This window comes from Kribbella orskensis (genome assembly GCF_004342085.1).
GTDB lineage: Bacteria > Actinomycetota > Actinomycetes > Propionibacteriales > Kribbellaceae > Kribbella > Kribbella orskensis.
In genome coordinates, this window is sequence record NZ_SLWM01000019.1 from 121,760 (window position 1) to 140,083 (window position 18,324).

Here is an 18,324-nt window from a genome sequence, read left to right on the forward strand (position 1 = left end):
CGTGCGGGGTCTGGAGACATCCCGGGCCCGCATCGACCGGCCGGTTCCCACGACGGCCGGAGTGGGCCCACCGCTCCGGCCCTTGCCTGATGTCACACCCATAAGAGGAATCATGCCCGAAGGTCACACCCTGCACAGACTGGCGAACGACGTCTGGGACGCCTTCGGTGGCCGGCCCGTCACCGCCTCGAGCCCGCAGGGCCGGTTCGTCGAAGGCGCCGCGCGGCTGAACGGCCACGTGCTGCGCGGGACCGAGGCGCACGGCAAACACTTCCTCGCCGACTTCGAAGGAGCCGGCTGGCTGCACATCCACCTGGGCCTGATCGGCAAGGTCGACTTCGGTGAGGCGCCGGTCCCCGAACCCGTCGGCCAGGTCCGGCTCCGCCTGCAGAACGCCACGGCGTACGCCGATCTGCGCGGCGCGACGGTTTGCGAGGTACTGACCGAGGACGAGCGGGAGACGCTGATCGGCCGGCTCGGCCCGGACCCGTTGCGCGACGACGCCGATCCGGCCCTGGCCTGGAAGCGGATCCACCGCAGCAAGCAGCCGATCGGGCAGTTGCTGATGGACCAGGAGGTGCTCAGCGGCGTCGGCAACGTGTACCGCGCCGAGGTGCTCTTCCGGGCCAAGCTGCACCCGAAGACGCCCGGCCACCTGGTGAAGAAGCGCGAGTGGCAGGGCATGTGGGAAGACCTGCTCGATCTGATGAAGTACGGCGTCGAGACCGGCCGGATCGACACCGTCGGTGACGACCACACCCCGGAGGCGATGGGTCGCGACCCGCGGCGGGACGACCACGGTGGCGAGGTCTATGTGTACCGTCGGCAGGGCCAGCACTGCTTCGTCTGCAACTCGGTGATCCGGACCGAGATCCTGGCCGGACGCAACCTCTTCTGGTGCCCGAAGTGTCAGCGCACCGGCCTGACCAGGAAGGGCTGATGGTGCCCCCGCAGGTCTCGAAGGGGGAACGATCCCGCCGAATCCGGCCTGCTGTCCGGACAAGTTGTGACTACTTGATGCGCGGATCGAGGCGGGCCGTTACATTCGTCTCACCATGAGTGGCAGCGTTGGCATGGCTCTCGCGCGACGGATCGGCCGACGGGTCGAGACGGTGCTTCGTCGCGCGCGCCGATCTCACCGGCTGGCATTCGCCGGCCTGCTGGCTTTCACGGTCGCTCTGAGCGGCGCCGCGTTGGCGCTGCCGTCACTCATACCCACTACCGTCTTCGTCATACCTCTGTTGCTCGGCGGATTGTTGCTGCGGTTCCGGCCGCTGCTCGCGCTGACGCTGATCACGCTGATGCTGGCCTCGTACGTCGTGTCCGAACGTGCGGCCGGGCTGCCGAAGACCGGGTTCGTCCTGACCCTGGGGATCGCGGCCTGGATCGTGCTCACCAGTGCCAAGGTGCGCAGCCGGCTGGGAGTCCCGGGCACCCGGGGTGAGTCCATGCTGATCGAGCTGCGGGACACCCTCACCGCGCAGGGCGAGCTGCCGGACCTGCCCGCGGAATGGCTCGCCGAGCAGTCGATCCAGTCGGCCGGGGGAGCGAAGTTCTCCGGCGACTTCGTGGTGTCGACGACCCGCGGTGACGAGCTCGAGATCGCGCTGGTCGATGTCTCAGGCAAAGGAATCGATGCCGGGACCCGGGCACTGCTGCTGTCCGGTGCCTTCGGCGGCTTGCTCGGGGTGGTGCCGGTCGAGGAGTTCCTGCCGTCCGCGAACCACTACCTGCGCCGGCAGGACTGGGACGACGACTTCGCCACCGTCGTGCACGTCGCCGTCAACCTCACCACCGGCGACTTCGAAGTACGGACCGCTGGGCATCCGCCGGCGATCCAGTTCGACGCGTGGTCGGGGCGCTGGCAGACGCGCGACGCGGACGGGCCGTTGCTCGGCCTGATGGAAGCGCCCGAGTTCCAGGCGAACAAGGGGCAGCTGAAGGTGGGCGACGCGCTCTTCCTCTACAGCGACGGCATGGTCGAGACGCCGCAGCGCGACATCGGGCAGGGCACGGATCGGCTGGCCGGTCACGCCGAACGCCTGGTGGCGAAGGGCTTCAAGGGCGCCGCCGACGAGTTGGTGAAGGAGATCGGCGGTCCGGGCGACGATTCCGCCATCGTCATCGTCCACCGCCGGATGCACCCCGCCGACCTCACCCCGGAATGCCCCCCGGATCGTGCCGCCCAACTGCGCCGGCGCGGCTCAGCCCTCCTCCGACTCTGACGGTGGACTCGCGCCCACGGCCGGGCGGCCGGTCTGACGGTCGCAGGCCTGTCGGCGCTAGTTGAATGCGCACACAATGTGATAGCCGCGCTGCAAATGTTGAGAATTGTTGCCGTGAGTAGTTGACTAGTGCAACGAGAGTCCCATACTTCAGATGAGATCCCTCTCCTGAAACGAGGACAGTCGTGATGGCAAAATCGGGTGTCAGCGCTCGCGCGGCCGGCGCCATCGCCGGAGCCGGCGCGGTGTCGCTGCTGCTGGGGGCGGCCACCCTGGTCGCGGCGCCGGCAGCGTCGGCCGACCAGGTCGTTGCTGCGGGCCCGAAAGCCGATCCGCCCGGCAACAACGGCTTCATCAAGATCGAGGGCGAGGACATCAGTGGCCCGCCGGACAACAATCCGCATCAGGGCTGCACGTTCCTGGTCGAGTTCTACAACTACGACGAGGGCGCCGACTTCGAGGCCGAGGTGACGTTCGAGGACCAGGCCCCGACCTCCGACGGCGGCGTGACGGTGGTGTCGGGTGACCTGACCCCCTTCATCGGCGAGGACCCCGCGGGCGGTGGCGACGACCTGGATGCCTCGGTGAAGTACACGGTGGCGTTCACGGGTCAGCCGCAGCCGCAGCAGGGCTACCACATCAAGATCACCATCGAGGCCGACGGATCGATCGGCGCCGACCAGAAGCACAAGGTCTTCTGGGTCGAGGGCTGCACTCCGCCCACCACTCCTCCGACGACGCCCCCGACCACTCCGCCCACCACGCCTCCTACGACGCCTCCGACGACGCCTCCTACGACGCCTCCGACGACGCCTCCTACGACGCCTCCGACAACCCCACCGACGACGCCTCCTACGACGCCGCCCACCACCCCGCCGACCGAGGGGCCGTCGTCGCCGACGGTGTCGCCGTCGTCGACGGTGACCAGTGCGACGCCGACCGCAACCGACTCCACGCCGGTCTCGGACGTCTCGGAGTCCCCGTCGACCGGCGTACCGACGGCTGTTGACGCCGGTCTCGGTGGCGGTGACTCGGGCAGTGCGGGTATGCCCAGCGGGCCATTGGGTCTCCTGGGTAGCGGGCTGCTCACGGCCGGCGGTCTACTGCTCGCCGCGGGATCCACGATGGTGCTCAGGCGACGCGGCAGGCACAGCATCTGACGTGACAGTCGTTCAACGACGTGGTCGACCCGCCCCACTTCGGTGGGGTGGGTCGCTCGCACTTGCCGGGATCGGTTTGGCCGCTCTCGGCGGCTGTCTCCAGTTCGATGACCGCGACAGCGCTGGTGCTCCCGGGACCGTCCTGCCGTCGGAGTCCACGCCTCGCGCCGTGACTCCGTCCGGCGTGACACCGTCCGGCGCGAGGTCGCCCGGCGCGAGCTCGCCCGGCGCGGCGCCGAATTCGCCGAGCTCGACAGCGAGCGCGACTTCATCAGCCAGCGCGCCACGACGTACGACGCCGCCCACCAGACCTGGGGGCTCACCGGCGGCGCGACCCGGTGAGCCCACGCTGGTGTCCATCCCGCGGTTGGGGGTGTCCGCGCCGGTCGTGCCGATCGTTGCCGAGGCGGGCTCGCTGACTCCGCCGTCGAACCCGCAGAAGCTGGGGTGGTGGTCCGGTGGTGCCGAGCCGGGCGCGCGTCGCGGTTCTGCCGTCATCACCGGGCATACCGTGCACGCCGGTGGCGGCGCCCTCGATGATCTGGAGCAGCTCCGAGCCGGTGATTCCGTCTCCGTGACCACCTCGCGCGGATTGCTGACCTATCGGGTCACCGGCGTCACGACGTACCGGAAGCAGGCCCTAGCGGGGAACGCGGACCGCGTCTTCGACCAGGATGTGCCAGGGCGGCTCGTGCTGATCACCTGTGAGGACTGGAACGGCAAGGTGTACCTCAGCAACGTCGTCGTGGTCGCCCAGCGGATGGCGTAGCCTGCTCGTCCGTGACGATCGATGGGTTGGGCGAGCCGGAGCTGAGTGGCGCGGACCGGACGGCGCCGGAGGTGTCGTTCGAGGAACTGCTGGCGATGACGCCGGACTCGATGCGTGACGTCTTTCCGCCGACGCGCTGGCAGCTCGGCAAGCTCTGGGCCCTCGACCTGCGGGTCGAACCGGTCGAGGTCGCCGACCTGCTCTGGATGTTCGACCTGCCGCTGTGGCAGCTGAATGGCGAACGCTTCAGGGTCACTCCGAACCAGGTCGCCGCCACCCCGATGAACTTCCGCCCGCACTACCAGCGGGTGATGGACGCGGACCTCGACTTCCCCATCCACCTGGTCGCCTACCGCGGCCGTCTGGTCGTCCTCGACGGCGTCCACCGCCTCCTCAAGGCCCACTTCCTCCGCCGCCGCTGGATCGAAGCCAAAATAGCCACCGCCACCCAACTCCAGGGGTGCACGGCCTGAGGCGCAGCTGTTCGCTCTGGACGGTGAACACCTGAAGTTCGACCCCGATCGAGGACGCAAGGTCAGTCAGGTCGTCGGGATGACTGCTCCTCAGCGGCGGACATCCTGATCGTTTCCTCGACCTCAGTCGATACCGAGATCGACGACTTCCGTGCTGTCATGCTGCCACGATATTCAACGGCGAGATCGCCTTCCTGCCGTTGGCTGCGCACCTCTGTGGGTCGCCCTCCAGCGGTCAGTCTGTCGCTGCGGCGATGACTCTGGTGAGCGATTTGTGGAGGTTTTCCAGTTCGGTCAGCGACATGCCCAGGCGGTCGATGATGGCTGGGGGGATGGCCAGGGCCTTGGCGCGGAGGGACTGGCCGGCGGGGGTGAGGGTGACGGCCAGGGAGCGTTCGTCGCGGGGGTCTCGCTGGCGGTGCACGTAGCCGCTGGACTCCAGGCGCTTGAGCAAGGGGGAGAGGGTGCCGGGGTCGAGCTGGAGCAGGCCGCTCAGTTGCTTCACCGACAGGGGTGATTCCTCCCACAGGGCGAGCATCACCAGGTACTGCGGATGGGTGAGGCCCATGGGCTCCAACAGCGGGCGATACAGCGCGATCACGCTGCGGGACGCCACCGCGAGCGCGAAGCAGACCTGACGATCCAGCGCGAGCAGGTCGAGCTCTTCAGAAGTTTCAGACGTTCCGGGCATTTCTCTCCTTCGGTCAGCGTTGACTAGGATATCAATTGGTGCACAAACTATTGCCACACCAAACGTCTGGAGAGTCGTGATGAGCAACAAGAACGAGGGTCTGAGTCTGCTGTACCGCTTCAGGTGGCGCCTCACCTGGTTGCTGCTGCACGTCGCAGGCCCGGCCAGCCTGCCCGACCACCTGGATCCTCGTAGCCGGATGGAGCGCGAGCGGGCCGCCAAGGTCGCGCGCGCCCAGCGGGCAAGGCAGGAGAAGGAAGCCGGTCGGCTGTAGACCCTCTGTTATGTGCAAGCAACCACTTGCACATCAGCTGCCCAGCTGACAGACTCCGGGGACATGGACAGCATTGAGCGAGAGGTGTACGTCGAGGCGCGACCGGAGCAGGTCTGGACCGCACTGACGCGGCCGGAGCACTTCGCCACCTGGTACGCGTTCGGTGGTGCCGACATCGACCTCCGTCCCGGCGGGCAGTTGGTGATGCGCTGGGAGGAGCACGGTGAGTACCGCGGTTTCGTGGAGAAGGTGGAGCCCGGCCGCCGGTTCGCCTACCGGTATGCGGTCGACCCCGACGTGGACCCCGCGCCGGGCAACTCCAACCTGGTCGAGTTCACCCTGACGCCCGAGGGCGAGGGGACCCGCCTGCGCGTGGTCGAGAGCGGCTTCGACCGGCTCGACCTCCCCGCGGACGTGCGAGCCAAGCAGGCCGAGGATGCCGCCACCGGCTGGGACGGCGGGCTCGAAGGCCTGGCCGCCGTCGCGCGGAACCTGTGATCACCGGAGAGGTCCTGTGACCACGGGCGAGGTCCTGGCTGCCCTGGCCGACCCCACCCGCCGCCGGCTGGTGGAACTCCTCGCCCGGGCGGGCGACCGTACGGCGACCTCCCTGGCGGGCGAACTCCCCGTCACCCGGCAGGCCGTCGTACAGCATCTGGGGGTGCTGAAGGAGGCGGGTGTCGTCGGCAGTCTCAGGAGCGGGCGCGAGGTCCGGTTCGGGCTGCGGCCGGACGCGTTGACCGCGACCGCCCGGTGGATGGAGGACGTCGCGGCGCAGTGGGACCGGCGGCTGGCTGTGATCAAGCAGCTCGCCGAGGCGGAAACACAGCTCGTCGACGCGGAAAAGCAGGGCGACGTGATGATGACGCGTCAACGGTAGACTCGGCGACATGCCTTCCGAAGACGAATACGCCCCCAGTCCGACCGCGTGGGTCCGCAGCGCGGTGGAGAAGATCGAGGAGACCGGCAGCACCAGCGTGGCCGGTTTCGGCGGCAGGGGTGTCGTGCTGCTGACCATGCGCGGCGCCAAGTCCGGCAAGATCCGCAAGGTGCCGCTGATGCGCGTCGAGCACGACGGCGTGTACGTCGCGGTCGCGTCGCTCGGCGGCGCCCCGAAGAACCCGGTCTGGTACTACAACCTCAAGGCCGACCCCACCGTGCAGTTGCAGGACGGCGAGGAGACCGGCGAGTACGTCGCCCGCGAGATCGAGGGCGAGGAGTACGAGCTGTGGTGGAAGCGGTCTGTCGCCGCCTACCCGGACTACGCCGAGTACCAGAAGAAGACCACCCGGAAGATCCCGCAGTTCGTGCTGGAGCCAGTTCAGTAACCCAGACGTTCAGTAGCTGCTCAGATCGGGCCGTGCGAGAACGCCAGGATGTGCACGCCGACCACGAGCAGGATCCACAGCCAGAACTCGCGCGATTCCCGGTCCGGCACCTTCGCGACCACCAGGTCGACCAGCCCGCCCTCGACGACCACGCCGAACATCCACCGCGGAAGGGTATGCGGTCACAGGGCTGGCACCCGGCCTGTGAGACGCTGACCACAGTAGACCGACGCGTGGCGTCGACCGAGTTCTGGGAGTCCTCCTGACCACACACGACGCGGTGCAGGAACCGTTCGTCGGGTCGACGCGACTGCGTCTGGCCGGACTTGCACTGCATGCCTATACCGCGAGCGGAACGGTGCTCGCGCTGCTGATCGTGATCGCCGCCATCGACGGCGACGCCGTCCGGGCGCTCTGGCTCGGCCTGGCCGCGCTGGTGATCGACGGCACGGACGGAATGATCGCCCGCCGGCTCCGGGTCAAGGAGACGATCCCGTGGTTCGACGGGGCGATGCTCGACAACATCGTCGACTACCTGACCTATGCGTTCGCGCCGATCGTGTTGCTGTGGACCGGCGACTACCTGCCGAACGGGTTCCTCGGCGCGGCTGTGGCGGCACTGCCGCTGCTTGCCTCCAGCTACCAGTTCTGCCGGACCGACGCGAAGACCGACGACCACTTCTTCCTGGGCTTCCCGAGCTACTGGAACGTGGTCGCGTTCTACGTCGTGGTGCTCGGCCTCGGACCGACGGCGACCGGGCTGATCCTGCTGATCTGCTCGATCCTGGTGTTCGTGCCGGTGAAGTACGTCTACCCGTCGCGGACCAAGGCGTTCCGGTCGATGAACCTGGTGACCACCGCGATCTGGCTGGCGGCGTACGCCGTGCTGCTGGCGCAGATGCCGGACCCGAACCCGATCGTGATCGGGGTCTCGCTCGCCTATCTCGTGTACTACGGCGGGCTGAGCCTCTACCTCACTTTCTGGGTGCCACGGCGCAAGGTCGCCTGAGTGGCAGGATTGACCGAGTGACAGGGCTGACTGGGTGATAGGTGGACTGAGCGCCGCGCTCGGGGCGGCGGTGCTCTTCGGCATCGCCGCGATCCTGCAGGCGGTCGGCTCGCGCAAGGTGCCGACCGGGTCCGAGCTGGACCCGCGGCGGCTCGTCGGGTTCGTCGGCGCGCTGTTGCGGCAGCCCGCGTTCCTCGGCGCCCTGGTTCTCAACCTAGCCGGATTCGGGCTGCACTTCGTCGCCCTGCGGCTGCTGCCCCTCTACCTGGCCCAGGCCGGGATCGCCGCAAGCCTCGTCGTCACCGCGCTGCTCGCGACCCGGCTGATGGCGGACCAGCTCAGCGCGATCGAGTGGGCGGCGGTGGTCGGCGTCTGCGTCGGGCTCGGCCTGCTCGCGGTGTCGGCCGGTGACGCGGGGGAGAGCGCCCCCCACCACGGGCTGACGGTCGGCCTGATCATCGGACTCGTCTGCATCGCCGTGCTGGGAGGCCTGGCGAGCCGATCGAAGCACGCGAGCGCCACGGCCGTGCTGGGACTGCTCGCCGGACTCGGGTACGCCGGAGTCGCCATCTCGGCCCGCTTGCTCGAGGACGGCTCGCTCGGGGAACTCGTGAGGAGCCCGACGGCGTACACCCTGCCGATCAGCGGAGCACTCGCCTTCGTGCTGTACTCGCTCGCGCTGCAACGCGGTTCGGTGACGCTGGCAACCACCCCGATGATCGCCCTGCAGACGATCACCCCGGCCGCGGTCGGCGTATTGGTTCTCGGCGACGACGTACGCGAAGGCTGGTACGCCGGGGCGCTGGCCGGGTTCGTGCTGACCGCGATCGGCGCGCTGATCCTGGTCCGCTTCGAATCCGTCAAGGACGAGGCCGAACCGGCCAGGCCAACGACTAGCCGGTCTTAGCGGCTGGGCCACTTCCATGGTGGCTCGTCCAGAGGGCGTTGCCCTTCGATGGTGGTGGCGCCGAACTCCTTCACCAGTTCGGCGGTGCGCAGGTCGAGGCCGGTCTCGTCCGAGCCGGCCTGGAGCGCGGCGAGGAACGGGCGCGAGTGGGTGACGATGATGATCTGGGTCTCCTTGGCCGCGGTGACGACTAGATTCGCCAACGCAGGCAGGAGATCCGGGTGCAGACTCGTCTCCGGCTCGTTCAGCACCAGCAGTTCGGGCGGTCGCGGAGTCAGCAGCGCCGCGACCCAGAGCAGATACCGCAGGGTGCCGTCGGACAGCTCCGCACCGGAGAGCGGCCGCAGCAGTCCGTGCTGCTGGAACGCGATCTCGAAGCGGCCGGCGTTGTTGCGGATCTCGAGCTTGCTGTCCGGGAAGGCCAGGTCGATCGCCTCGTCCAGCGCGCCGTTCGGTCCGATCTCCCGGATGGTCTGCAGCGCGGCGGCGACATCGGCTCCCTCCGGGCCGAGGATCGTGGTCCGGGTGCCGATCTGGACCTGGCGAGCCGGTGCGTCGGCGTCGGTCCGCAGATGGTCGTAGAACCGCCAGGACCGGATCCGCTCCCGGAGGGTGAGCAACTCCGGCGCCCGCTCTGGGTCGGCGAACTCACTCAGCATGCTGTCGAACGGCTGCAGCACGTGGCCGCCGTCGTGCCATTTCCCGTCGGCCTTGCGGATCCGCACCCCGCCGCCGCCCCGCTCGACGAGCAGCGAGGCCGGCCGCAGGAACGGCCCGGCCCACAGCACCTCCCGCTTGATCTCGGGATCGAGGTTGAAGGCAGAGGGGCGCCTCAACTCGCCCAGCGTCGGCTGCGGGAGACCGAAGTCCATCGCGTAGCCGTAGTCGTCGGACGCGAACCCCATCCGCAGACTGAGCGGACCGGTCCGGACGGTGCCCTGGATCGGCTGCTCACCCCGACGGACCGCCTTCGAGATGTTCTCCGGTCCGGCCCACAGAGTCGACGGCAACCCGCCTTCGCGCGCCAGGGCGGCCACTGCTCCGTTCCGCGAGGCATCGGCCAGCAGGCGGAGCGCGCGGTACAGGCTGGACTTGCCGGTTCCGTTGGCGCCGGTCACCGCGTTCACCCGGCCCAGCGGCATCACCAGCCGCCGGAGGGACCGGTAGTTCTCGATGGCGAGCGTGCTCAACATGCCCGCCAACGTACCCGCGGATTCCGACGACCTGCGGCACCTCGTCCAACACCGAGCAGCAACACCCTTCGCAACCGGGCCCGGCTCTGGCTGTCGCTCAGGTGGAGCGGGAGTGCGCCGGGTGGTGTTCAGGTGGAGCCGGTGGTAGCTCGCCGGGTGAGAATGGGCTATGACGTCTGCTCCGATTCGCCTTGGAATCGTCGGCCTCGGTGCGATGGGCCGCCGGATGCTCGCGGAGGCCGTGACCCATCCCGACTTCACCCTCACCCACGCTGTCGATCTGAACCCGGCCGCCGTCGCCGCAGCCTGGAACACGGTGGAGTCCGGAGTGAGTTTCAGTACGAAGGTGGAGGACGTGATCGGCGCCGACTCGGTCGACGCCATCTATGTCGCGACTCCACCGGCCACGCACGCGGCGCTCGTCGTACCGGCTCTCGAGGCTGGGCAGGCGGTCTTCTGTGAGAAGCCGCTGGCCGTGTCGGCCGCCGATGGGGAGGCGATGGTGGCTGCGGCGCAAGCCTCCGGCCGAGCAGCTGCCGTCAACTTCTCCCTGTCGAATCAGCCGGCCACGCAGTACCTCGAACAGGCGATCGCCGACGGGCGAGCGGGCGACGTACTGGCGGTCGAGATCCGGCTCGCCTTCGCCGAGTGGCCGCGCAAGTTCCAAGCCGAGGCCACCTGGCTCGCGCGCCGTGCGCAGGGCGGCTTCCTCCGCGAGGTCTTCTCCCACTTCGCCTACCTCACCGACCGCCTCCTGGGCCCCCTCGACCCGATCCACGTCGCAATGGACCATCACGACCCCACCTCCGCCGAGACAACGGCGTACGGCCTACTGCGAGCAGGCAAGATCCCAGTGCACCTGACAGGCATCGCGGGCGCCGCCGGCCCCACGACGTACGAGTGGACCCTGCGTGGCACCAAGCAGTCCTACCGCCTGACCAACTGGACCGCCCTGTCCGTTGCCCACGGCAACTCCTGGGCCTCCCTCGACCTCCCCGCCCCAGCTCCCGAATCGACCCGCCTATCCCTCTTCGCCCAAGCCATCCACGGCCATCCCACCCCCGACCTGGCCACCTTCCCCACCGCCCACCGAGTCCGACACCTGGTCGAGTCCTTCCACCAAGGTGTCCGGTGAACTGCCTACGGCAGCGAAGGGTCGTCCGACTCGATCTGACGGAGTTGAGCCGCGATCGCCTGTGACTCGGCCGGCACGGTGTCGTCCGGGTGATGGATCCACCAGCCCGGCCCCCAGCGCAGTACCTTCCCGAACAGCGTCAGGTGCAGTCCTGACTCGAAGGTGTCCGCAGGCAAGCGGAACTCCCGGACCAAGGGGTCGTCGTCCCGTGGCAACTTCGGCCGTGCAGTTGCGGTCGCGTCCGAACATCTCCAGGAACGGTCCTTGCACCCCGCGACTGCCGTACCGGTCCATTGAATCGCCCCCAGTAGCCGTCATGCCGCTCGTCGAGGAAGCACAGATCGTCCAGTAGCCGCCGGCAGAGGTCTTGGACGTGGGCGCCGTTGATCCCGTACATGCCGGTCCGAGCCATGATCAACGGCAGTTCGGCCAGCCACTTGTCCTTCAGTTCCTCAGCAGATCGCATGCGCCGAGCCTAGAGCCGCAAGCCGCAACAGAAACCGCCCCGGGCCGGGAGGCTCGGGGCGGTTTCGCGGTACTGCGGGGGTCAGGCGAGGGAGTCTTCCCAGGCCTGGTGGAGGCCGGCGTAGTTGCCGCCGGTGGTGATGAGGTCGGCGGGGGTGCCGTCCTCGATGATGCGGCCGTGTTCGAGCACGATCACCCGGTCCGCGGTCTCCACGGTGGAGAGGCGGTGGGCGATCACGATCGCGGTCCGGTCGTCCAGGATGGTCCGCAGCGCGCGCTGGATCAGCCGCTCGCTGGGGATGTCGAGGCTGGAGGTCGCCTCGTCCAGGATCAGCACCGCCGGGTCCGCCAGGAAGGCCCGGGCGAACGCGACCAGTTGCCGCTGGCCCGCGGACAGCCGGCTGCCGCGCTTCGCGACCGGGGTCTCGTAGCCGTCCGGCAGCGCCATGATGAAGTCGTGCGCGCCGATCACCTTGGCCGCCTCGACGATCTCGTCCATGGTCGCGTCCGGCTTGCCGAACCGGATGTTGTCGGCCACGGTCCCGGTGAACAGGAAGTTCTCCTGCGTCACCATCACCACCCGCTCGCGCAGGTCGTCCTCGGTCAGCTTCCGCAGGTCGATCCCGTCCAGCATCACGTGCCCGCCGGTCGGGTCGTAGAACCTGGCCACCAGTTTGGCGATCGTGGTCTTGCCCGCGCCGGTGGTCCCGACCAGGGCAAGCGTCTGCCCGGCCGGTACGTCGAGGTCGAGTCCGGGCAGCACGGCCACCCCGTCGACGTACGAGAACTGCACGTTGCGCAGTTGAAGGTGACCTCGTGCCTTGGTCGGCTGGGCCGGCTGCACCGGCTCGGCGACGTCTGGCTTCTCGTTGAGCACGCCGGACAGCTTCTCCAGCGCGGCGCTCGCGGACAGGAAGGTGTTGTAGAACTGCGAGATGTCCTGCAGCGGCTCGAAGAACTGCCGCAGGTACAGCAGGAAGGCGGTCAGCACGCCGACCGTGACGTGCCCGTGGTAGGCCTGCCAGCCGCCGTAGGCCAGGATGGCGACGATGGTGATGTTGCCGACGCCCTTGATCGACGGCATGAAGATCGCGTTGATCCGGAACGACTCGAGGTTCGCCTCGCGGTACTTGTCGTTGACCCCCCAGAAGATCTCCTCGTTGCGCGGCTCCCGGCGGAACGCCTGGACGGCGCGGATACCGGTCATCGACTCGACGAAGTGCACGATCACCAGTACTACGGCCTCACGCGTGCGCCGGTAGACGATCGCCGACCGGCGGCGGAACCACGCGGTCAGCAGGAACAGCGCGGGGAACGACAGCAGGGCCAGCAGCCCGAGCTTGACGTCCAGCGTGAGCAGCAGGACGGACGTTCCGATCAGGGTGAGCAGCGCCGTCACCAGGCCGTCGAACCCGGTCTCCAGCATCTCGTCGATGACGTCGACGTCCGACGTCAGCCGGGAGATCACCCGGCCAGAGGTGTACTTGTCGTGGAACGACGGGCTGAGCCGCTGGAAGTGGTCGAACACCCGCCGGCGCAGGCCGAGCAGGATCGTCTGGCCGAGCCGGCCGGACCGCATCAGGAAGAGCCACCGGGCCGCGGCCTGGATCAGCGCCGAGGCGAACACCGCCGCGACCACCGTGAGCAGTGTCTTGCTGCCCTCGCCGGCCAGGATCGGCGGGATGCCCTTGTCGATGCCGAGGTGGACCAGGTACGGCACCGCGAGCCGCGCCGCGTTCTCCACCACGACGATCACGACGAGCAGCCAGATCAGCTTGTGGTACGGCCGCAGGAGCTCGCCGAGCAACTTGCGCGACTGCTCCTTGAGCCGCACGGTCGTTGCCCTCGACAACTCGTCGTTGCCCTCCTCGGCGTACCCGCGCCAGGAGTCCTGCTGGGCGGTCGGCTGGTCGGTCGAGGACTGCGGAGGTGTCTGCTGGGTCGTCGTCATGCGTGCACCTCCTCCTCTTCCGCCGCGAGCAAGGTCCGGTACGCCGGAACCGTGGCGAGCAGTTCCGCGTGAGTGCCGACGTGGGTGATCGTGCCGTTCTCCAGCAGCGCCACCTGGTCGGCCAGCATGACCGTGGACGCGCGGTGTGCCACCACGATGCCGGTGGTCGCTGCCAACACGTTCCGCAGCGCCTCCTCCACCAGGGCCTCGGTGTGTACGTCGAGCGCCGACAGCGTGTCGTCGAGCACCAGTACGGCGGGCCTTGCGAGCACCGCACGCGCGAGCGCGAGTCGTTGCCGTTGGCCACCGGACAGGGACATGCCCTGCTCACCGACCCGGGTGTCCAGACCCCAGGGCAGGTCGTTCGCGAAGGTCGCCTGGGCGATCTCCAGGGCCTGCTGCACGTCCGCCTCGGACGCGTCCGGCCGGCCGAGCGTGATGTTCTCCCGGGCACTCATCGAGAACAGCGTCGGGTCGTCGAACGCCGAGGCCACCGCGGTCCGCAGCGATTTCAGGGTGAGATCCCGGACGTCGTGCCCGTCGATCGTGATCCGCCCGCCAGTCACGTCGTACAGCCGGGGGACCAGGGAGGTGAGCGTCGTCTTGCCGGAGCCGGTGGCGCCGACCAGCGCCAGCGTCGTACCGGGCGGCAGGTCCAGGTTGATGTCACGCAGTACGTCGGCCGAGTCCGGACTGAACCGGAAGCTGACGTGCTCGAACCGCAGGTGCCCCCGCGGGTTCACCAGCTCGTCCGGGCCGTCGGTGATGGTGGACTCGGTGTCCAGGATCTCGCTGATCCGGTCCGCCGACGTCATCGCCTCCTGCGCCATCGCGAGGATGGTGCCGAGCGACTCCACCGGCCAGATCAGCGACAGCATCAAGGTGATGAACGCGACCAGGGTGCCGAGCGTGATGGCCTCCCGGCCGACCGCGAGCGCGCCGAGCAGCAGCACGATCACCAGGGTCAGGTTCGGGATCACCTCCAGGAAGGTCCAGAACCGCGACGCCAGCCGGACCTTGTCCACCGACGTGTCGTAGAGCTTCACCGCGCCGCCGTTGAACTGCTTCTTCACGTGCTCGCGGCGGCCGAAGGCCTTGATCACCCGGAAGCCGACCGCCGACTCCTCGATCCGGGTGGCCAGGTCGCCCTGCTGGTCCTGCACCCGCCGGGAGATCGCCAGGTACTTCTTCTCGAACTTCAGCGACACCACGATGATCGGTGCCGCGGCCACCAGCACCACGATGCCGAGCGGCCAGTACAGCCGGAGCAGCAGGATGGTGACGACTACCAGTTGCAAAACGTTGATCACCAGGAAGAGCAGACCGAAACCCATGAACCGGCGGATGGTGGACAGGTCGGCGGTGACCCGGGACAGCAGCTGCCCGCTCTGCCAGCGGCTGTGGAACTCCATCGGCAGGGCTTGCAGCCGGATATAGAGGTCGTTGCGGAGAGCGGCCTCGAGGTCGCTGACGGCCCGGGACTGCGCCCAGCGGCGGGCCCAGACCAGCAGTACCTCGCTGATGCTGAGGCCGAGGGCCAGCAGACCCAGCGGGAGGAGCAGATCGATCTCTCTGCGGGTGACCGGACCGTCGATGATGGCCCGGGTGACCAGGGGGACGGTGAGGCCGACGCCGACGCCCAGCATGGCGGTGGAGAACATGATCGCCAGGCGCCACTTGTGGGGGCGGAGATAGGGGCGGAGTCGCCAGAGATTCTGGCTTCGCCTGGGGGTACTGCGGCTAGAAGGGGCTGCGATCGACGGCGCTTGGACAGGTTGCTCTGAGGGCATCTGGAGGGGCGCACTTCCCAACATGCTCGGCACGGGAGGGGGACGCGACCGGAAAACGGCGCACTTTCCAGTATCGCTCAGTAGGTAAGCGCTTGTCCTGCGATTTCCATTCCCGGGTGATGAATTACCGCTTTGTGCAATGGGTGAGCCCTGTCACCGCGCGGTGACAGGGCTCACAGTGATCACGAATCGTGATAGATCTCAGCACCTCGAGTGCGCTGCTCCATCGATCGCCGCGGCCGCTAGGGATTCTGGCGGAGGAAGGCGACCCCGTCGATGACCGCCCGCGCGGTCGAGGTGGAGACGATCTTGACCGCCCCGGTACGGAACGGTGTGATCGGCAGGTAGGTCACCTTGCGCTGGGTGGTGGTGGCTGCGAGTGACACCGTGCCGATCTTGATGTTCGCGTGGTAGACGTCCACCTTGCCCTGGCCCGGGCCGTTGATCGTGACCAGCAGGACCGTGGCGCAGATGGTCTACTGCGACGCCCCGGACCGAGGACTTCCCGGCGAACGGGCCGATCCTGCTCATCACCGACGGGTACAGCGACGTGGTGCGGGTGCGGCGCGACCATGCCTGGCTGATCCCGGCCTGTGCGACGCTGCCTTTCACTCCTCGAGGGCCTATGTTTCGCGTGCAGTGAACAGCCTTCGCTGGTGGTGAACGGGCGTAGTACTGGTCGCTGCCGGCTGACAGGTTGCTGGGCATGCCATGGGTCGTCCGGGGTGAGTTCCGCAAGCTGTGGATCGGTCAGGCCGTATCTGCCGGAGGTACCGCGATCACGACAGTCGCGCTGCCGCTGGTAGCGGTGGTTGCACTTGGGGCCACACCGTTCGAGATGGGGCTGCTGGCTGCGCTGACAGTGCTGCCGCACTTGCTGTTCGGCCTGCCTGCTGGGGTGTGGGTGGATCGCCTGTCGCTGCGTCGGCTGTTGGTCGTCAGTGACGTGGGACGGGCCTTGCTGCTCGGCGCCATCCCTGTGCTGTCGGCTTTCGGCCTGCTGCGGATGGAACACCTGTACGTGGTGGCTCTGCTGGCCGGTGTGCTGACCCTGCTGTCCGACACGGCGTCAATGACGTTGTTGCCGTCGCTGCTAGCGCGGGACGACCTGATGCGGGCCAACAGCGCGTCCATGCTGAACCAGACCGTTGCCTCGACCACCGGTCCGTCTGTTGCCGGCTTCCTGGTGCAGTTGGTTAGTGCGCCATTTGCGATCGCCTTCGACGCCCTGTCCTTCGTCGTCTCTGCAGTGTCTTCTTCTCTGTTGCGGGAGCCAGCCCGTACTCCGGCCGCCGCGGGTTCCCGGGTGCGGCTGTCCGCGGGTCTGCGTGTGCTCTTCGCTCATCCGGTGCTGCGGCCGCTCACCATCTCCGCAACCATCGGGGCGATCGCCGGCGCCGTGCAGGGACCGCTGATCGTCCTCTACCTGGTCCGGGAGCTCCACTGGTCGCCCGCGCTGGTCGGCGTGGCAATCACAGTCGCGGGCGCCGCTTCAGTCGTCGGCGCGGCGGTCGCCCCGGCGTACAGCACCCGCCTCGGCCTAGGCCGCGCCTACCTCTCAGGCCAAGTCCTGGCCTCGCTCGGCGGCGTCCTCCTTGCTATGGCCGCAACCCCGCTGGTCTTCCTGGCCCGACTCCTCAGCGGCCTGGGCATGCCGCTCTACGGCGTCCCCCAACGAACCCTCCGCCAGTCGCTGGTCCCCGAGCCCCTCCTAGGCCAAACGACAGCCACCTGGCGAACCCTCGTAATAGGAGGCCAAACCCTCGGCGCCCTGACCTCCGGCCTACTAGCCGGCCCCCTGGGCCTCCGCCTAACCCTGACCCTCAGCACGGCAGGGATGCTCCTCGGCACCCTGCCCGTAGCCCTCTCACCCCTCCGCCGGCTCTCGTCTACGCCAACTGCTTCCGCATCCGAGTACAAACCGTCTCGAACCACGTGACCGATCCGTCGGGGTTCTCCTGGTTCCTTCGCCTGGTGCGACAACGCGTGTCCGCGGCTAGATTCTTATGCTTGCGGGATGGAGCTGGAGTTCAGCGGTGAGATGTGGTTCTGGAAAGGCCCTGCGCCGTGGCACTTCGTCACCGTCCCCGACGACCAGTGCGGCGACCTGGAGGCGACGTCCACCGCCGTCTCCTACGGCTGGGGCATGATCCCCGTCACCGCCCAGATCGGCGAGACCAACTGGAAGACAGCCCTCTGGCCCAAGGACGGCGCCTACATAGTCCCGATCAAGTCCTGGGTCCGAAAAGCCGAAGACCTGGAACTCGGCGACCTCGTCACCGTCAACCTGGAAGTCGACCTCTGACCTCGGCCACGGGGCTCGCAGTACCGGAACATCTGACGTGTAAGTGATCAGGGGCGGCGGCCGAAGGCGTCTAGCAGGCGGCGCTGGGGCGATGCGTTGTTCGGGAGGTTGGCGCTTGCGCCGGGTCCGAAGGCGCCCATCGTGCGCATCTCGTCGAGATTCGGTTCGACCAGAGCCCACAGGGCCTCCACCACAGCTGGATCCAGGGACCGGTCGAGGCCCCCGCCAACCGCCAGGTCCCACGCGTGAACGACCAACTCTCCGAGCCGGAACCGCACGAATGTATCCAGGGAGATATCGCCGCTCGGGTGGTGCAGGACCCGGTTCTCGTCGGCGCCCGCGAACGCCGTCGTCTGGCGTTCGCAGGACGCCCCGACCGCGCCGAGTGGGTCGTCGCCCAGTTGATCCGCGTCAAGCCCGGCAGTCGCCTCCGCCGCCGACGCCCCCGCCAGAAGCCGTACCGCGAAGATGTTGCCGGCCACCACATGCCCGACAACCTCGCGAACCGTGATGTCACAAGGAGTGCCGTTGTCCCATGCGTCCGCCGGCAGCGACACAACCACTCTCTTGAACTCACCAGCCGCTGCCCGAATAATCTCCACGGCCCGGAGGCTACGCCCGCTCCCGCCACCCGCGAGCCCTTGGCTCA

Annotated in this window: 22 protein-coding genes; 14 read left to right on the top strand and 8 right to left on the bottom strand. The window is 68.2% G+C overall.

The window, feature by feature from the left end; genetic code table 11:
- Positions 1–112: 112 nt before the first annotated feature.
- From EV644_RS34295 to EV644_RS34315, 5 genes are all read left to right on the top strand, one after another.
- Positions 113–940 (top strand): Fpg/Nei family DNA glycosylase, encoded by an 828-nt coding sequence (locus tag EV644_RS34295; protein ID WP_132193737.1) that lies wholly within the window; start codon positions 113–115, stop codon positions 938–940.
- A gap of 115 nt (positions 941–1,055) precedes the next feature.
- Positions 1,056–2,225: a PP2C family protein-serine/threonine phosphatase gene (locus EV644_RS34300; RefSeq protein ID WP_132193735.1), complete on the top strand. Its 1,170-nt coding sequence runs from the start codon at positions 1,056–1,058 to the stop codon at positions 2,223–2,225.
- 188 nt (positions 2,226–2,413) lie between these two features.
- Positions 2,414–3,385 carry a hypothetical protein gene (locus EV644_RS34305; RefSeq protein ID WP_132193733.1) on the top strand — a complete coding sequence of 324 codons (972 nt, stop codon included), beginning with the start codon at positions 2,414–2,416 and terminating at the stop codon, positions 3,383–3,385.
- A 352-nt stretch (positions 3,386–3,737) separates the two neighbouring features.
- Entirely contained in the window at positions 3,738–4,154 is a 417-nt protein-coding gene (locus EV644_RS34310) for a class F sortase (protein WP_241999147.1), read from the top strand.
- A gap of 11 nt (positions 4,155–4,165) precedes the next feature.
- Positions 4,166–4,627, top strand: a complete 462-nt coding sequence (locus EV644_RS34315; protein ID WP_241999145.1) for a hypothetical protein — start codon at positions 4,166–4,168, stop codon at positions 4,625–4,627.
- Between the two features lie 235 nt (positions 4,628–4,862).
- Here EV644_RS34315 and EV644_RS34320 read toward each other — a convergent pair whose 3' ends face one another.
- A complete protein-coding gene (locus EV644_RS34320) occupies positions 4,863–5,318 on the bottom strand; it encodes a MarR family winged helix-turn-helix transcriptional regulator (protein ID WP_132193731.1) in 456 nt (151 codons plus the stop codon).
- A gap of 79 nt (positions 5,319–5,397) precedes the next feature.
- On the opposite strand from EV644_RS34320, the gene EV644_RS34325 reads away from it, so the two are divergent.
- From EV644_RS34325 to EV644_RS34340, 4 genes are all read left to right on the top strand, one after another.
- Entirely contained in the window at positions 5,398–5,592 is a 195-nt protein-coding gene (locus tag EV644_RS34325) for a hypothetical protein (protein ID WP_132193729.1), read from the top strand.
- 63 nt (positions 5,593–5,655) lie between these two features.
- Positions 5,656–6,090, top strand: a complete 435-nt coding sequence (locus EV644_RS34330) for an SRPBCC family protein (RefSeq protein WP_132193727.1) — start codon at positions 5,656–5,658, stop codon at positions 6,088–6,090.
- A gap of 16 nt (positions 6,091–6,106) precedes the next feature.
- Positions 6,107–6,472, top strand: a complete 366-nt coding sequence (locus tag EV644_RS34335) for an ArsR/SmtB family transcription factor (RefSeq protein ID WP_241999143.1) — start codon at positions 6,107–6,109, stop codon at positions 6,470–6,472.
- 10 nt (positions 6,473–6,482) lie between these two features.
- Positions 6,483–6,920 (top strand): nitroreductase family deazaflavin-dependent oxidoreductase, encoded by a 438-nt coding sequence (locus EV644_RS34340; protein WP_132193723.1) that lies wholly within the window; start codon positions 6,483–6,485, stop codon positions 6,918–6,920.
- A 20-nt stretch (positions 6,921–6,940) separates the two neighbouring features.
- Here EV644_RS34340 and EV644_RS44835 read toward each other — a convergent pair whose 3' ends face one another.
- On the bottom strand, positions 6,941–7,081 hold the full coding sequence (locus EV644_RS44835; RefSeq protein ID WP_158293004.1) for a hypothetical protein: 141 nt from the start codon (positions 7,079–7,081) through the stop codon (positions 6,941–6,943).
- A gap of 119 nt (positions 7,082–7,200) precedes the next feature.
- Here EV644_RS44835 and EV644_RS34345 point away from each other — a divergent pair, with 119 nt between their 5' ends.
- The gene (locus tag EV644_RS34345) at positions 7,201–7,929 is read left to right on the top strand and encodes a CDP-alcohol phosphatidyltransferase family protein (RefSeq protein WP_132193721.1); all 729 of its coding nucleotides are present in this window, start codon (positions 7,201–7,203) and stop codon (positions 7,927–7,929) included.
- A 34-nt stretch (positions 7,930–7,963) separates the two neighbouring features.
- A complete protein-coding gene (locus EV644_RS34350; protein ID WP_132193719.1) occupies positions 7,964–8,836 on the top strand; it encodes a DMT family protein in 873 nt (290 codons plus the stop codon).
- Here EV644_RS34350 and EV644_RS34355 read toward each other — a convergent pair.
- Complete coding sequence (locus tag EV644_RS34355) at positions 8,833–10,029, bottom strand: AAA family ATPase (RefSeq protein WP_132193717.1); 1,197 nt, start codon at positions 10,027–10,029, stop codon at positions 8,833–8,835. The genes EV644_RS34350 and EV644_RS34355 overlap by 4 nt on opposite strands.
- 169 nt (positions 10,030–10,198) lie before the next feature.
- Between EV644_RS34355 and EV644_RS47595 the strand changes: the two genes are divergently transcribed.
- Positions 10,199–11,164, top strand: coding sequence for a Gfo/Idh/MocA family protein (locus EV644_RS47595; protein ID WP_132193715.1), 966 nt, complete (start codon positions 10,199–10,201; stop codon positions 11,162–11,164).
- A 5-nt stretch (positions 11,165–11,169) separates the two neighbouring features.
- Here the strand turns inward: EV644_RS47595 and EV644_RS44840 are convergent, their stop codons facing one another.
- The 4 genes from EV644_RS44840 to EV644_RS34375 all read right to left on the bottom strand — a co-directional run bounded on the left by EV644_RS44840 (position 11,170) and on the right by EV644_RS34375 (position 15,792).
- Positions 11,170–11,340, bottom strand: a complete 171-nt coding sequence (locus EV644_RS44840) for a hypothetical protein (protein ID WP_158293005.1) — start codon at positions 11,338–11,340, stop codon at positions 11,170–11,172.
- A gap of 371 nt (positions 11,341–11,711) precedes the next feature.
- On the bottom strand, positions 11,712–13,580 hold the full coding sequence (locus EV644_RS34365; RefSeq protein WP_199240153.1) for an ABC transporter ATP-binding protein: 1,869 nt from the start codon (positions 13,578–13,580) through the stop codon (positions 11,712–11,714).
- Positions 13,577–15,241 carry an ABC transporter ATP-binding protein gene (locus tag EV644_RS34370; protein ID WP_132193713.1) on the bottom strand — a complete coding sequence of 555 codons (1,665 nt, stop codon included), beginning with the start codon at positions 15,239–15,241 and terminating at the stop codon, positions 13,577–13,579. The genes EV644_RS34365 and EV644_RS34370 overlap by 4 nt, the downstream gene beginning before the upstream one ends.
- 371 nt (positions 15,242–15,612) lie before the next feature.
- Positions 15,613–15,792, bottom strand: a complete 180-nt coding sequence (locus tag EV644_RS34375; protein ID WP_132193711.1) for a hypothetical protein — start codon at positions 15,790–15,792, stop codon at positions 15,613–15,615.
- 284 nt (positions 15,793–16,076) lie between these two features.
- Between EV644_RS34375 and EV644_RS34380 the strand changes: the two genes are divergently transcribed.
- On the top strand, positions 16,077–17,309 hold the full coding sequence (locus EV644_RS34380; protein WP_132193709.1) for an MFS transporter: 1,233 nt from the start codon (positions 16,077–16,079) through the stop codon (positions 17,307–17,309).
- 78 nt (positions 17,310–17,387) lie between these two features.
- A complete protein-coding gene (locus EV644_RS34385; protein ID WP_132193707.1) occupies positions 17,388–17,675 on the top strand; it encodes a DUF1905 domain-containing protein in 288 nt (95 codons plus the stop codon).
- Positions 17,676–17,722: 47 nt separating this feature from the next.
- Here EV644_RS34385 and EV644_RS34390 read toward each other — a convergent pair whose 3' ends face one another.
- Positions 17,723–18,277, bottom strand: a complete 555-nt coding sequence (locus EV644_RS34390; RefSeq protein ID WP_132193705.1) for a TIGR03086 family metal-binding protein — start codon at positions 18,275–18,277, stop codon at positions 17,723–17,725.
- Positions 18,278–18,324: the final 47 nt, after the last annotated feature.

Coding starts and splice junctions, on each gene's coding strand:
- EV644_RS34365 (WP_199240153.1), bottom strand. CDS start 13,580: ATGACGACGACCCAGCAGACACCTCCGCAGTCCTCGACCGACCAGCCG.
- EV644_RS34320 (WP_132193731.1), bottom strand. CDS start 5,318: ATGCCCGGAACGTCTGAAACTTCTGAAGAGCTCGACCTGCTCGCGCTG.
- EV644_RS34380 (WP_132193709.1), top strand. CDS start 16,077: ATGCCATGGGTCGTCCGGGGTGAGTTCCGCAAGCTGTGGATCGGTCAG.
- EV644_RS34330 (WP_132193727.1), top strand. CDS start 5,656: ATGGACAGCATTGAGCGAGAGGTGTACGTCGAGGCGCGACCGGAGCAG.
- EV644_RS34385 (WP_132193707.1), top strand. CDS start 17,388: ATGGAGCTGGAGTTCAGCGGTGAGATGTGGTTCTGGAAAGGCCCTGCG.
- EV644_RS34340 (WP_132193723.1), top strand. CDS start 6,483: ATGCCTTCCGAAGACGAATACGCCCCCAGTCCGACCGCGTGGGTCCGC.
- EV644_RS34295 (WP_132193737.1), top strand. CDS start 113: ATGCCCGAAGGTCACACCCTGCACAGACTGGCGAACGACGTCTGGGAC.
- EV644_RS47595 (WP_132193715.1), top strand. CDS start 10,199: ATGACGTCTGCTCCGATTCGCCTTGGAATCGTCGGCCTCGGTGCGATG.
- EV644_RS34305 (WP_132193733.1), top strand. CDS start 2,414: ATGGCAAAATCGGGTGTCAGCGCTCGCGCGGCCGGCGCCATCGCCGGA.
- EV644_RS34355 (WP_132193717.1), bottom strand. CDS start 10,029: ATGTTGAGCACGCTCGCCATCGAGAACTACCGGTCCCTCCGGCGGCTG.
- EV644_RS34300 (WP_132193735.1), top strand. CDS start 1,056: ATGAGTGGCAGCGTTGGCATGGCTCTCGCGCGACGGATCGGCCGACGG.
- EV644_RS44835 (WP_158293004.1), bottom strand. CDS start 7,081: ATGTTCGGCGTGGTCGTCGAGGGCGGGCTGGTCGACCTGGTGGTCGCG.
- EV644_RS34325 (WP_132193729.1), top strand. CDS start 5,398: ATGAGCAACAAGAACGAGGGTCTGAGTCTGCTGTACCGCTTCAGGTGG.
- EV644_RS34370 (WP_132193713.1), bottom strand. CDS start 15,241: ATGTTCTCCACCGCCATGCTGGGCGTCGGCGTCGGCCTCACCGTCCCC.